The sequence below is a fragment of the Enterococcus sp. DIV1298c genome, assembly GCF_017316315.1.
In the GTDB taxonomy this organism is placed as follows: Bacteria; Bacillota; Bacilli; order Lactobacillales; family Enterococcaceae; genus Enterococcus_B; species Enterococcus_B mangumiae.
The window spans coordinates 1-13,850 of the sequence record NZ_JAFLWG010000032.1; the positions used below are offsets into that span (position 1 = coordinate 1).

The 13,850-nt window shown below is 40.5% G+C and carries 16 protein-coding genes and 1 other annotated feature; of the genes, 2 read left to right on the top strand and 14 right to left on the bottom strand.

Annotation, left to right across the window (positions count from 1 at the left end; translation table 11 throughout):
- Positions 1-39 precede the first annotated feature (39 nt).
- The 12 genes from JZO83_RS07905 to JZO83_RS07960 form a co-directional block, all read right to left on the bottom strand.
- Positions 40-477: a GNAT family N-acetyltransferase gene (locus tag JZO83_RS07905; protein WP_207115430.1), complete on the bottom strand. Its 438-nt coding sequence runs from the start codon at positions 475-477 to the stop codon at positions 40-42.
- Positions 478-570: 93 nt separating this feature from the next.
- Entirely contained in the window at positions 571-816 is a 246-nt protein-coding gene (locus JZO83_RS07910) for a Veg family protein (protein ID WP_010734068.1), read from the bottom strand.
- A gap of 116 nt (positions 817-932) precedes the next feature.
- Positions 933-1,508 carry a sigma-70 family RNA polymerase sigma factor gene (locus tag JZO83_RS07915; protein WP_206853153.1) on the bottom strand — a complete coding sequence of 192 codons (576 nt, stop codon included), beginning with the start codon at positions 1,506-1,508 and terminating at the stop codon, positions 933-935.
- A 77-nt stretch (positions 1,509-1,585) separates the two neighbouring features.
- Positions 1,586-2,116, bottom strand: coding sequence for an NYN domain-containing protein (locus JZO83_RS07920; RefSeq protein ID WP_206853151.1), 531 nt, complete (start codon positions 2,114-2,116; stop codon positions 1,586-1,588).
- Between the two features lie 3 nt (positions 2,117-2,119).
- Entirely contained in the window at positions 2,120-2,983 is an 864-nt protein-coding gene (rlmB, locus tag JZO83_RS07925; RefSeq protein ID WP_207115431.1) for a 23S rRNA (guanosine(2251)-2'-O)-methyltransferase RlmB, read from the bottom strand.
- Positions 2,967-3,371: a Mini-ribonuclease 3 gene (locus tag JZO83_RS07930; RefSeq protein ID WP_206853147.1), complete on the bottom strand. Its 405-nt coding sequence runs from the start codon at positions 3,369-3,371 to the stop codon at positions 2,967-2,969. The genes rlmB and JZO83_RS07930 overlap by 17 nt, the downstream gene beginning before the upstream one ends.
- On the bottom strand, positions 3,368-4,780 hold the full coding sequence (gene cysS, locus JZO83_RS07935) for a cysteine--tRNA ligase (RefSeq protein WP_207115432.1): 1,413 nt from the start codon (positions 4,778-4,780) through the stop codon (positions 3,368-3,370). Before cysS ends, JZO83_RS07930 begins: the two co-directional genes overlap by 4 nt.
- Positions 4,777-5,313 (bottom strand): serine O-acetyltransferase EpsC, encoded by a 537-nt coding sequence (gene epsC, locus JZO83_RS07940; RefSeq protein WP_206853143.1) that lies wholly within the window; start codon positions 5,311-5,313, stop codon positions 4,777-4,779. Before epsC ends, cysS begins: the two co-directional genes overlap by 4 nt.
- Positions 5,314-5,402: 89 nt before the next feature.
- Positions 5,403-5,640: a binding site (T-box leader), on the bottom strand.
- On the bottom strand, positions 5,628-7,097 hold the full coding sequence (gene gltX, locus JZO83_RS07945) for a glutamate--tRNA ligase (RefSeq protein WP_207115433.1): 1,470 nt from the start codon (positions 7,095-7,097) through the stop codon (positions 5,628-5,630). Its footprint overlaps the feature before it by 13 nt.
- A gap of 313 nt (positions 7,098-7,410) precedes the next feature.
- The gene (locus tag JZO83_RS07950) at positions 7,411-8,559 is read right to left on the bottom strand and encodes a PIN/TRAM domain-containing protein (RefSeq protein ID WP_206853137.1); all 1,149 of its coding nucleotides are present in this window, start codon (positions 8,557-8,559) and stop codon (positions 7,411-7,413) included.
- 26 nt (positions 8,560-8,585) lie between these two features.
- Entirely contained in the window at positions 8,586-9,956 is a 1,371-nt protein-coding gene (gene radA / locus JZO83_RS07955; protein WP_206853134.1) for a DNA repair protein RadA, read from the bottom strand.
- A 65-nt stretch (positions 9,957-10,021) separates the two neighbouring features.
- Positions 10,022-10,549, bottom strand: a complete 528-nt coding sequence (locus JZO83_RS07960) for a dUTP diphosphatase (protein WP_206853131.1) — start codon at positions 10,547-10,549, stop codon at positions 10,022-10,024.
- A 213-nt stretch (positions 10,550-10,762) separates the two neighbouring features.
- Between JZO83_RS07960 and proB the strand changes: the two genes are divergently transcribed.
- Together proB and JZO83_RS07970 are read left to right on the top strand one after the other, a co-directional pair.
- Positions 10,763-11,572: a glutamate 5-kinase gene (proB, locus tag JZO83_RS07965; protein WP_207115434.1), complete on the top strand. Its 810-nt coding sequence runs from the start codon at positions 10,763-10,765 to the stop codon at positions 11,570-11,572.
- On the top strand, positions 11,565-12,812 hold the full coding sequence (locus JZO83_RS07970; protein WP_207115435.1) for a glutamate-5-semialdehyde dehydrogenase: 1,248 nt from the start codon (positions 11,565-11,567) through the stop codon (positions 12,810-12,812). The genes proB and JZO83_RS07970 overlap by 8 nt, the downstream gene beginning before the upstream one ends.
- A 173-nt stretch (positions 12,813-12,985) precedes the next feature.
- Here the strand turns inward: JZO83_RS07970 and JZO83_RS07975 are convergent, their stop codons facing one another.
- Positions 12,986-13,294 carry a hypothetical protein gene (locus JZO83_RS07975; RefSeq protein ID WP_206853122.1) on the bottom strand — a complete coding sequence of 103 codons (309 nt, stop codon included), beginning with the start codon at positions 13,292-13,294 and terminating at the stop codon, positions 12,986-12,988.
- Positions 13,295-13,377: 83 nt separating this feature from the next.
- Positions 13,378-13,818 (bottom strand): DUF2798 domain-containing protein, encoded by a 441-nt coding sequence (locus JZO83_RS07980; protein WP_206853118.1) that lies wholly within the window; start codon positions 13,816-13,818, stop codon positions 13,378-13,380.
- Between the last annotated feature and the right edge of the window lie 32 nt (positions 13,819-13,850).

Consider the following 13,850-nt stretch of genomic DNA (forward strand, 5'->3'; position numbering starts at 1 on the left):
TTTGTCTACAATCTGACAGAAGGATCTCCTTCTGTTTTTTTATGGTTGTTTTCGCATATCTAAATGTGGGATCCCGTCTTCTAAGTACACTTCTGAGATAGCCTCGAAGCCAAACGATTCATAAAACGATTGTAAGTACTCTTGCGCCCCGATCACGATTGGACGTCCAGGTGCATTCGCTTCAATTGCAGCTAATGTGTGCTGTACGATCTTTTGCCCTAAACCGGATTTTCGATGCGCTTGGTTCACCAATACTCGTCCAAAATGAACAGCATCATCTTCTACATAAATACGTGTATACGCTAAAATCGTACCTTCTTCATCTTTAAAATAAGTATGCCATGCGATTTCATCGATCTCATCGACTTCTTGGTAAGGACAATTTTGTTCAACAACAAATACAGCGATGCGCTCTTTCACGATTGCATAAAATTCTGCTGTCGTTAATTCTGCAAATTTTTTTACATAATGCTTCATCCCCAGGACCTCCATTCTTTCTTGCTAATAGCATAACGAGTTATACACAAAAAAGCAAACGAACCTCATATATAATCTAGGTCCGCCTGCTTTTTAAACTGCTTCAGTTAAAAATTCGATCTCAACTGTTCGAGTAAGTACATCCGAATAACTGTAAGATACTCGTTCAAAAGAATTTTCTTCAGGATCTAAGTCTACGACAAATACTGAAGGATAGGTTTCTGTTAAAACGCCTCGGCGTTCCGTTTGACGCTTTCTTCCAGTCTGTGCAACCAACATGATTTGGCTGCCGATACGACCTTCTAAATCTTTTTTGATTGTAGCTAAAGTTAGTGGCATACAATTCACCTCAATATCTATCATACCACATATAGCAAAATTTTTCAAGTTTACCATAATAAAAAAAGAAATGCAATAGAAATAAGTAAGAAAAACATTAGTAATGCTATAAAAAATCACTCATTATAATCTTTCAAATGTTTTTTTATCTTGTATTTCACTCGTCCGTAAGCGCTTTTTATTTGTTTTAGATCCATTGCTAGTTCTCTTTCCATCTCGGTAAAATCATTTCCTTGCATATACTGTTGAAAAATTTTTGCCTCTTTTGATGAGAATTTGATGTCGCACTCTTCGAAAGCTTCTTTTAATAGTAATTGTTGCATTGCCACAGGCTCTTGGATCGTGATCTCAGCTAAGAAATCCGGTCCTTCTGTAGCTATTTTTTGTTCAATGGATATTTCATTCTTTTGGTCTCGGCGTTTTAGTGCATTTTGTTTTCGTAGTAAAGAGTAGATTTGATTACTGATAATGCTTTTGTAATAGCTCCCAAAACTAACCCCCTTATTGTTTTCGTACGTTTTGAGTGCTTGATATAGTGCGATCCTTGCTTCTTGTTCCCAATCTTCACTGACATAATTCCTTAAATAATAAATATTCTTCAACCGTAACAATAACGGGAAATATTTTTGATACAGTAGGGCAAAAGCCTCTTCATCTCCATTACGGGCGGCGCACAATAACTCCTCGGACATAAAATAATTCCTCCATAACTTTCGATTATGGAGGAATCTTACCATCAATTCATTGAATAACTAATCGTATCTAGCTGTTATTTTTCTTTTCTCATTAAATCGTCCAATTTTTGGGACAATTTTTCTAATTGTTCTTCATTCCAAGGAGAATTTCGTCGAAAATCGATAAAACGCATATTTATATTATCTTGGGTAATATTTTTTTCTGTTTTTTTAATTGTTTTATATAATTCATACGCTGAGGTCCGTAAAGCACCTTGCGAGAAAATTACCCATTGTTCGGCTAAATCACTCGTTGCTACTGTTACTTGTGTCAACCGAGTATTCAGCTCCCCAGCAATGCGCTCGATATACGTATCTGCCGTCTCATCTTCTTTTGTAAAAACGACTTCTAACTGATATTTCCGATAGTTTTGTTGGATACCTGGAACTAATTGCGCATCAAAAACAACGATGACTTCGATCCCTTCATATTTTGCATAATTTGATAAACGATGCAATAATGCTTCTCTGGCATCTGCCATTTTGTCTTGATTTTTCAATGTAACTAACTCTGGCCAAGAACCAATCATGTTATAGCCATCGACGATCAGCAGCTGCTTCTTCATGACTTATTCCCCCTGACGCTGAGAAAAAGCCTGATACATCAGAAGACCGGCAGCCACACTTGCATTCAAGCTTTGGACATGCCCAACCATAGGGATCGTCAAGAGCTCGTCCATTTCTTTCTTCAAGCCTGCGCTCATGCCGCGGCCTTCATTACCGATCACTAACGCAATCGCGCCTTTGGCATTCCATGATTGGAAATTGGTCCCTTCCATGTCCGTGCCGAATACCCAGAATTGCTGCTCTTTTAGTTGCTGGACGGTTTGGACCAAATTCGTCACACGAGCGACTGGCACGTATTCAACGGCACCTGTTGACGTTTTTGTCACGATTGGTGTGATTCCGACTGCACGATGTTTCGGAATGATGACGCCATCTACCCCACTAGCATCTGCTGTTCGTAAGATCGACCCAAAATTATGTGGATCTTCAATACTATCCAAAATCAAGAAAAATGGTGTCTCCGTTTTATTTTTCGCTTGTTCCAATAATTGATCCAATGTCAAATATTCGTAAGGTGTGATCGCTAATACCACGCCTTGGTGAACGCCGCGATCGCTAAGTAGATCTAATTTTTGTTTAGGTACCCATTTGACTGGTACCGCTTGTTCACGGGCAATCGTTTTTAATTCTTCGACCTTTTCGCCGCGGGAATCTTCTTGAAGAAACAATTTATTTCCTCGCCCTTGTTGTAAGGCTTCGACCGTTGCATGATGACCAAATACAAAGTTGTCTTCACTCGTTGTGTCCTCTTGGCCGACATAGGCTGTTTCTTTTTTTCCACTACGTTTGTCATTGCCTTTGGTAAAACGTGGAGAATCTTTTTTGTTTCGTTTTTGGTAATTACGTTCTTTATTTTCTTTCCTCATGGGTTTCACCTACTTTCTCAATGCACCATGTGATCAATTCTTCCATCCGTTCCGTTTGTTTTGTTAGATGTAAGTAGCCCATCAAGGCTTCAAACCCCGTTGCCACACGATAGGTTGTGATGTCTGCATTTTTGGCACTTGTATGACTTTTGGCATTTCTACCTCTGCGATAGTACAACTCTTCGTCTTCTGTTAACAGCTTTTCTTGTAACATTTGTTGGATCAAAAAGGCTTGTGCCTTTGCTGAAACATAATGCGTCGCTGCTCGATGCAGTTTATTGGGCTTTGTTTCGCCTTTTTCAATCAAATAATCGCGAATATAAATCTCATAAATGGCATCTCCGACATAAGCAAGCGCTAAGCCGTTCAATTGTGTATGGTCTCTCATGCTTCTCTTCTCCAACGAGTACCTTGTGGTGTGTCATCCAACAAGATCCCCTGCTCTTTTAATTGATCCCGAATTTCATCACTACGAGCGAAATCGCGGTTTTTTCTAGCTTGTGTCCGTTCTTCGATCAATTGCTCGATCTCTTCATCCAACATTTCTGCTGTCGTAAATAAGATACCAAAAATCGATAGCCATTGGGTAAATAGTGCCTCACTTTTTGATAGGATCGTTTTGGAAACTGTCGGTTGTTCCAAATACGTATTGATCCATTTTGCTAATTCATAGACAACCGTGATTCCGTTCGCTGCATTGAAATCATCGTCCATTTCTTTGATGAAGCGGACTTCTAATTGTTCTAGTTCAGTCATCTGTCTTTCATCTTCCGAGTGGTCTTCTACTGCATTTTCAAAGCGGAAGTTTAGATTATCAAACGTATTTTTCAATCGTTGTAAATTGGTTGCAGCTTCTTTCATCGTTGCTTCACTGTAGCGGATCGGACGACGATATTGGGTCGTTGCCATAAAGAAGCGTAATACTTGCGGATCAACCTCTTGGATCATTTCATGGACGGTGATGAAGTTTCCTAAAGACTTACTCATTTTTTGGTCATCTTCACCAATCGTTACATAGCCATTGTGCATCCAATAGTTCGCGAATTTTTTACCTGTTTTCGCTTCACTTTGGGCGATTTCGTTTTCGTGATGAGGGAACTCCAAGTCTTGTCCACCACCATGGATGTCAATGGTTTCACCTAAATGTTTCGTTGCCATCACCGAGCATTCGATATGCCAGCCAGGACGACCTTCCCCCCATGGCGATGCCCATGAGATCTCTCCTGATTTTGCTTTTTTCCATAAGGCAAAATCTAACGGATCTTCTTTTTGTTGTTGTTCTGCGCCAGTACGCTGACTTGCCCCGATCTCTAACTCATCGATCGATTGATCACTCAATTGTCCGTACTCGGTGAATTTTCTCGTACGGTAATACACATCACCATTTGATTCGTACGCAAATCCTTTGTCGATCAACGCTTGGATGAACACACGGATGTCTTCCATGTGGTCCATTACTCTTGGATGAAGCGTTGCTGGTTGGACATTCAACGCTTTCGTATCTTCTTCAAAAGCATGGATAAAACGATCAGCGACTTCTGGTGCGGTGATTCCAAGCTGATTAGCAGCCTTGATGATTTTATCGTCCACATCTGTAAAATTAGAGACATAGTTCACTTGATACCCACGATATTCCAAATAACGTCGAATCGTGTCAAATGCGATCGTACTGCGTGCATTCCCGATATGGATGTAGTTATAAACTGTCGGTCCGCAAACATACATCGCGACCTGGCCTTCTTTCAAAGGAACAAATGTCTCTTTTTCTCTTGTTAATGTATTATAGATTTTTATCATTCTGATCCCCTTACTTTCTCCCCGTTGATTCGGACAACTTTCGCTGGTACTCCAACTGCTGTTGCCTCTTCAGGTATGTCTTTTAATACGACTGCGCCTGCGCCGATTTTTGCATTTCTTCCGATCGTGATCGGCCCTAAGATCTGGGCATTGGCGGATAACATCGCACCTTGTTTGATCGTCGGATGTCTTTTCCCTGTTTCCTTGCCAGTACCACCTAGAGTCACGCCATGAAACAAAATCACATCATCTTCGATTTCTGCCGTTTCTCCAATGACGATCCCCATCCCATGATCAATGAATACACCCTTTCCGATCTTCGCTCCTGGATGTATCTCGATTCCCGTGATAAATCGCCAAAATTGGGCATTCATTTTGGCAATCAAATAGAGACGATGGCGATATAAATAATGGGAGAAACGATGCCAAAATAATGCATGTAACCCAGGGTAAGTCAAAATGACTTCCGCTGTGGTACGCGCTGCTGGATCATTTTTCTTCACTGCAATGACCGCTCGTTTGAACCATCCCATCGACTTCCTCTCCTTTCCTTTTTTGAAGGTATGTAAGAACAACAAAAGATACAATACTAAAAAAAGCGTCTTTTAAATAAGTTTCCTTATTAAAAGACGCTATGAGGCGTGGTTCCACTTTTCTTCATAATCATGTGATTATCTCTGGCAGGTAACGTCTGCTACTCGTTCTTCGCTACTTGCAACTGTTGACTATTGGTCAACAATCACTGATTCGCCAAGACCACTCCCAGAGGCATTTCGAAAAAGAATAGTTGCCAACTTACACCACCCGTTGACTCTCTTGAAACGATTCTTTTTTTACTTCATTCTGTTCATCGTGTTTCATTCAATACTTGATTTAAATGTGCTAATGATTTTTCTCTTCCTAACAATTCGATTGTTTCTGGTAGTTCAGGTCCATGCATTTGTCCTGAAACAGCCACACGGATCGGCATAAATAGATTTTTCCCTTTGACCCCAGTTTCTTTTTGAACTGCTTTGATTGCTGCTTTGACAGTTGGTCCATCAACGACGTCCATTTTTGTCAATTGCTCTTTGAAAGCTTCCAAGACAGTCGGAACAGTTTCACCTGCTAATACTTCTTTGGCCGCTTCATCCAATTCAGGATGTTCGTTAAAGAATAACGTTGATACTTCAACGATTTCTTCTGCATAACTCATTTGTGGTTGATAGAGACGAACGATCTTTTTCACCCATTCAAGTGTTTGTGCATCTGGATTCTCTGGCACACGTCCATCGGCGATCAAATAAGGTAAACACATTTCTGTCAATGTGTCTAGATCCATTTCTTTGATGTAATGGTTGTTGATCCATTGTAGTTTTTTCGCATCAAATGCTGCAGGCGATTTGCTTAAACGTTGTGGATCGAACATCTTGATCAATTCTTCTTGACTGAATAACTCGTCTTCTCCTACAGGCGACCAACCTAACAATGCAATAAAATTGAACATTGCTTCTGGTAAATAACCTAATTCACGATATTGTTCGATAAATTGTAAGATCGATTCATCACGTTTACTTAACTTTTTACCTGTTTCAGAATTGATGATCAAAGTCATGTGGCCAAACGTTGGTGCTGTCCATCCAAATGCTTCATAGATCATCAACTGTTTCGGTGTATTTGCAATATGATCATCGCCACGTAAAACATGAGTGATCTTCATCAAGTGATCATCCACCGCTACAGCGAAGTTGTATGTTGGCATGCCATCACGTTTTTGGATGACGTAATCGCCACCGATATTGTCTGATTCAAAGGTGATATCTCCTTTGACCATGTCGTTGAACGCATATTCCGTATTACGAGGTACGCGGAAACGAATCACTGGCACAATGCCTTCTGCTTCTTTCTTCGCTTGTTCTTCTGGTGACAAGTTCGCACAAGTTCCAGCATAGTGAGGCATTTCTCCGCGTGCGCGTTGCGCTTCACGTTCTGCTTCTAGTTCCTCTTCTGAACAATAGCATTTGTAAGCACGGTTGCTTGCTAACAGCTGATCGATCCATGGTTGATAGATTTCTTTTCTTTCAGATTGACGGTAAGGACCGTATTCACCTGGATTTTCAGGTGATTCATCCCATTCCATCCCTAACCAAGCAAGATTCTCTAATTGGCTTTTTTCGCCATCTTCAATATTTCGTTTTTGGTCAGTGTCCTCAATGCGGATAATGAAATCTCCATCATTGTGACGGGCAAATAAATAATTGAATAATGCAGTTCGGGCATTTCCAATATGCAAGTGCCCTGTTGGACTTGGTGCATAACGTACGCGTACTTTCGTCATTTTCTTCCTCTTCTTTCAAACTAGACTTTGAGCCACCCAAAACAGCTGAAAATACAGCATTTGAACAGACTGTTTTGGGGTAGTGCCCCTTTAGCAATAAATGTTAGAATTTAAAGCCACTCAGCACAAATTTTACCTTTTATACGGTAAATAGTAAAGAGATTATGAAAAAGTCATTGAAATCTACGGTATAAAATCAGGGTCGGAAAATAGTTTTTTCTATTTTCCGACCCTCGACTAACGAAGAAAGTAGCAGCTCCTCTAGAAATCACTTTGAAATGCCTAGCTACTCCTTGCTTACACCGTTATGATTTTACTTCGCCTTTTTCTCGTTCTCACGTTTATTATCGATTCCTCTACCCGCATGAGCAGGTTTTGCAAAGATCATTCGTCCAGCTGCTGTTTGTAGCGCACTAGTTACCACGACTTCGATTCGCTCGTTCATGTAGTGTTGCCCGTCTTCCACAACGACCATTGTGCCGTCATCTAAATAGGCAACTCCTTGTTGACGTTCTGTACCAGCTTTGACTACCAATACATTCATGTTCTCACCAGGGATAACGACTGGCTTCACTGCGTTGGCAAGCGCGTTGATGTTGAGAACAGGTACATTTTGAAACTCCGAAACTTTGTTAAGGTTATAGTCATTCGTCACGATGACGCCATCCAATAATTTCGCTAATTTGATCAGCTTACTATCGACTTCACTGATGTCTTCAAAGTCACCGTCATACATCTCAACTGAAATGCCTTCTTCTTTTTGTAACGCGTTCAAAATATCTAATCCGCGACGTCCACGCACACGTTTCAAGCTGTCACCTGAATCAGCGATATATTGTAATTCATATAAAACAAAATTGGGGATCATCAATGTTCCCTCTAAAAATCCTGTTTTTGTGATGTCGTAAATACGCCCATCGATGATCACACTTGTATCCAATATTTTATACTTGTGGAAATGGTCGTCTAACTTACGTTCCAATAGTTGGCTTTCCACTTGGCTAGGTGTTTCTTGTTCAACCTTTTTGCTTCTAGGTCCAAATATTTTCTTCCATTCCTCGATGCGGGTCGTCCCCATTCGTAATCCTAGATACCCAAGGATCACCATCAATAGGATCGGTAAGACACTATTTACGAAAGGCATCTCAATGTTATAAAGAGGTGTAGAGATCACGACTCCTAATGTCAGACCAATGATTGCTCCGATTGCCCCAAATAAGAGATACGTCAAGCTGACCTCACTTAATTTTTCTTCAATTTGCTTGATGACTGCTGTAATATGTTTTGCCAATAGCAAAGATAATAAAAAGAAAATAAGTGCACCTAACAAGCTATTGGTAAAGGTGTTATTCAGCCATCCATTTGTCTGTTGACCGATCGCTTGCCAAGCTGTAGGTAAAAAAGAAATACCTAAGCTGGCACCAACGATGATCATCAGTAAGGTGATGACACGTTTTTGCATCCTGCTTCCTCCATTTCATTTTGATTTTAGCGAAATACTCTTCTAAGGGTCTCATCCAGTGTTGCAACACCTACGACTTCGATCCCCTCTGGAACATTCCAACCACCTAAATTATTTTTAGGCAGATATACTTTTGTAAATCCTAATTTTTGTACTTCTTTGACTCGTTGTTCAATCTGATTGACTCTTCTGATTTCTCCAGTCAAGCCGATTTCTCCAATAAAACATTCTGTTGGCTGTGTTCCTTTTTCTTTGTAGCTAGATGCGATACTGATCGCAATCGCTAAGTCGATCGCGGGTTCATTTAATTTTACCCCACCAGCTGCTTTTAGGTAAGCATCTTGATTTTGTAACAATAATCCAGCACGTTTTTCTAACACTGCCATGATCAAAGACACACGATTAAAGTCTAAGCCAGTCGTTGTTCGTTTGGCATTTCCAAACATCGTCGGAGTCACTAAGGCTTGGATCTCCACTAGGATCGGACGTGTTCCTTCCATTGCAACAACGATCGCTGAACCTGTCGCACCATCTAAGCGTTCTTCCAGAAAGATCTGTGAAGGATTTGCTACTTCTTCTAACCCATGAGCATGCATCTCAAAAATGCCGATCTCATTGGTGGACCCAAAACGGTTTTTTACGGCACGTAAAATACGAAAACTATGATGTTGTTCACCCTCGAAATACAAGACCGTATCGACCATATGCTCTAACATTCTCGGCCCTGCAATCGATCCTTCTTTCGTGACATGTCCAACGATAAAGATTGCGATTCCGTTTGTTTTGGCAATTTTTAGTAACTCTGCAGTTGTTTCTCGTACTTGGCTGACACTACCAGCTACACTTGTTATATCGGGTTGGGTCATCGTTTGGATCGAGTCGATGATCACATAGTCAGGAGAAATTTGTTCGATCGCTCGACTGATTTCATTCATGTCTGTTTCTGCATATAAATAAAATTCTGTATCGATCGAACCCAAACGTTCGGCACGCAGTTTGATTTGATCCGCACTCTCTTCTCCTGATACGTAAAGCACTTTGCCACCGATCGCCGCTAATTGTTGCGATACTTGCAGTAGTAAAGTGGACTTCCCGATACCAGGATCGCCTCCGATCAAAATCATCGAACCAGGAACGACACCCCCGCCTAAGACTCGGTTCAACTCTGCTAACTTCGTCTTGACCCGCGGTTCTTTTTTGGGGATCACTTCTGCGATTTTTGTTGGTTTGGCTTTTTCACCAGTTAAGCTCGTACGTACTCTACGATCTGTTGTGTCTTGTTCGATCTCTTCAACCATGGTGTTCCATTTGCCACAATTAGGACAACGTCCTAAAAACTTAGGCGACACATAGCCACAGTTTTGACAAACAAATTGAACTTTTGCTTTTTTGGCCATTGTCGTGTACCACCTATCTTTCACTTTACTTGACTCGGATTAAAAATAGCTTAACCCACTTTTATTTATTCATTAGATGAGCCAAATCCGCCTTGGCGGGCTTTAGCTGTTTGATCTTGATCCGCTTTTAGGAACGGCAAGAAAATGCCTTGACCAATTCGTTCCCCTTTTTTGATCACTACATCTTTGAAGCCGAAATTCGTGAATTGGAACATGATGTGTCCTTCATTTGCTTCATTATTATAATAATCACTGTCGATCACGCCGATACCATTCGTCAAAATCAAAAAACGTTTTAATGGATTGCTTGAGCGATTGGCTAGTTGTAAGAACTCATCTTCACCCATATACGCTTTGATTCCTGTAGGTACTAAGACCGGTTTGATCTTCTTTTCCTCTGCTGACATATCAGGCATAAGCGCATCTGAGACCGCTGTAAGTCCTTGCTTAAATCCAGCTTTCCAAACACTTGGAATCACCACATCTTCTGCTGCTTCAAAGTCATAACCGGCCGCATGGTGGGTCGCTCTTTGTGGCAATTGGATCTGTTGATCCTGATAACGTGTAATTACTTCAAAACCTCTTTTATTCACCAAATCCCTCCCAGAGTAAACTAGTTCTATTTTAACATACCAAACGACTGAATACCCAAAGTTAACGAATTCTTCATGAAATCCACTTCTCTTCTAAGAAACAAATTTATTGATTTTTTGAAAAAAAGTTTATTAAAACATGACTTTATGATTGAAAACAAGTAGAATAAAACAAAATCATTTCTGTGTAAAGAGAATTAATTGAGGTGCTCCATGCGAAAAGAAGTAAAAGAAGCAAAACGAATCATCATCAAAGTAGGAACAAGTACATTGATCTATCCGAATGGCAACATCAATTTGGCAGCGATCGACCAATTAGCTTTTGTTCTTTCTGATCTTCATAATCAAGGCAAAGAAATCGTATTAGTCTCTTCTGGTGCAGTCGGCGTCGGTATGCACAAAATGAACCTAGCCAAACGCCCAGCTACGATCCCAGAGCAACAGGCGATTGCCGCGATCGGACAAGCTGAATTGATGAACATCTATAATCAACGATTCAGTGTCTATAGCCAACAAACTGCGCAAATACTAGTCACTCGAGATGTCATTGATTATCCTGAAAGCCGAAAAAATGTTGTCAATACGTTAGAACAGCTATTAGCGATGGAAACCATTCCTATCGTCAATGAAAATGACACTGTCGCAGTCGATGAATTAGATCATTCTACCAAATTTGGTGACAACGATCAGCTATCTGCGATCGTTACTAAGCTGATCGCCGCCGACCTCCTCATTGTTCTTTCGGATATCGACGGTTTCTATTCAGATAATCCATCCATCAATCCTCAGGCTGAAATGTATCAAACAGTCACTGCGATTGACGATGAGTTGATGGCACAAGCAGGTGGCGCCGGCAGTACGTATGGCACTGGCGGTATGGCAAGTAAATTAAAAGCTGCTTTAAGGATCTTTGAAGCAAATAGCACAATGATCTTAGCAAATGGAAAAAATCCGGCAATCATCTTTGATATTTTAGCTGGAAAAGAAATTGGCACATTATTTAAGGAGGGCTATCATGACTGATCTTATCCAACTTGGTGAACAGGCAAAAAATGGCGCACGAGTTCTGGCGTTGATGCCTACAAAACAAAAAAATGACTTATTATTGCAAATGGCGCAAATGATCAAGAGAAATCAACTTGCCATTCTTGAAGCAAATCAAAAAGACTTAGATCAAGCAACAGAAAATAATATCAGCGAAACGATGCAAGATCGCTTACGATTGACACCAGAACGTATCCATACTATGGCTGAAGAAATCATTAAAGTTGCACAATTAGACGATCCCATCGGAAAAGTCGATCATATGTGGCAAAACGAGGACGGTTTATTGATTGGCAAGAAACGTGTCCCTTTAGGTGTCATCGGTATGATCTACGAATCACGCCCGAATGTGACAACGGATGCTGCTAGTTTGGCATTCAAATCAGGGAATGCCGTGATTTTACGCGGAGGAAAAGAAGCTTTCCATTCCAATCAATTGTTGGTTGAATTGCTTCAAGAAACATTGACGAATGCTGGAGTATCGCCTTATGCGATCCAATTTGTGGATGATACCTCGCACGAAACCGCTGCGGAATTGATGCGTCTAACTGATTATTTAGATGTTTTGATCCCACGAGGCGGCGCTTCGTTGATCAAACATGTGAAAGAACAAGCGACCGTACCGATCATTGAAACAGGAACAGGCAACAACCATATCTATATCGATAAAGAAGCACAATTAGCCATGGCTGTCGATATCATCGTGAACGCAAAAACATCTCGACCTTCTGTCTGTAATGCTGCTGAGACTTTACTGATCCACTCAGAGATCGCGCCGTTCTTCTTGCCATCGATCGAGCAAGCACTGGTTGAACATGGTGTTTCACTCCATGCAGATGCGCGTGCATTGGATTATTTAGAAACAGCCACGTTAGCAGACGAAACCGATTGGGATACAGAATACTTGGATTATATTTTAGCAGTCAAGATCGTTGATTCATTAGATGAGGCAATCGATCACATCAATCAACACAATACCAAGCATTCAGAAGCCATCGTCACAGACAGTTACTCTGCAAGTCAACGCTTTTTAAATGAAGTCGACGCAGCAGCTGTTTACGTCAATGCTTCGACTCGTTTTACAGATGGTTCAGTCTTTGGGTTCGGTGCAGAAATCGGCATTTCCACCCAAAAACTCCATGCTAGAGGCCCAATGGGTTTGAATGAATTAACGACGACAAAATATATCATCTACGGAGACGGACAAATTCGTGAATAATGTTTCACGGGAAACATTTTGGCTGTGAGTTGTCTTTCAATAATAAGTTACGCAAATGCCAGATGATTCTTCGAAAAATAAGGCGACATACACGAAACTTGGATGCAAGTTTTCATGTATGTCGCCTTATTTCTCAAAATTGAAGACTACTAACGTATTCTCTCTTTACAGGATTATTCCTCTGTTAACTGATCAAACAAAGAAAAGCCATCAAACGTTTCGCCATCATAATAACGCAATAATTGTTCACTCGTCAGATTTGTAGTAGTTTCTTTCTCCTCTTCTGATTCAAGAAGCAGTTGTTCACGATAAATCTGATAAGTCTCTGCTAGTTGTTGTTGCATTTGCGCTCTTGAAGGAGCTTCCGCATTGATTGTCGGCAACTCTTTGATCAATCCACGATAAACCAATCGTTCATCGACCCATTCAACAGGTAGTTCTACCATGGTCAAGCCGACTTCTTTAAAATATTCTTCGATCATCTCTAAGCCTCGCATTTATGTCTTGCTTGCATTTTAGCTTATCTACTCAAAAGTTGCTAGAGACAACAGAGAGACTTCTTCAATTATTTTTGGATCGTCGCCAAAACAGTTCGTGAGATAGGTCCGACAAACAATAATTGTAACGGCAAAGCCATGATCAAGTTCATCTTCCAAGCTGTAAGATATACGGAAAGAAATTGTTCTGGAATCCCTTGTTCAATCACGATACCGAACAATGACATACACGTCACCATACCTAAAACCATCAGACAAGAAATCGTAAGGATCATTTGCATTTTATTTTGCTTATTGATAGGTAGATTAAACGCAATCTTTTTCGCTATAACACCTACAATAAAAACATCTAAGATAAACGCCACAATAAATCCTGGGATAAGTCCTATGAATAGATTTGATAGATGCAATGCATTATGTAGCCAGAGGTTATAAATACTCATTCCTAAAACCATCAAAAAACACATCAGCGTTGTAAATATAATTCCTTCTTTTTTATTTGTTGGCACTTCAATCACTCCTTTTCATGAAAAACAGCATA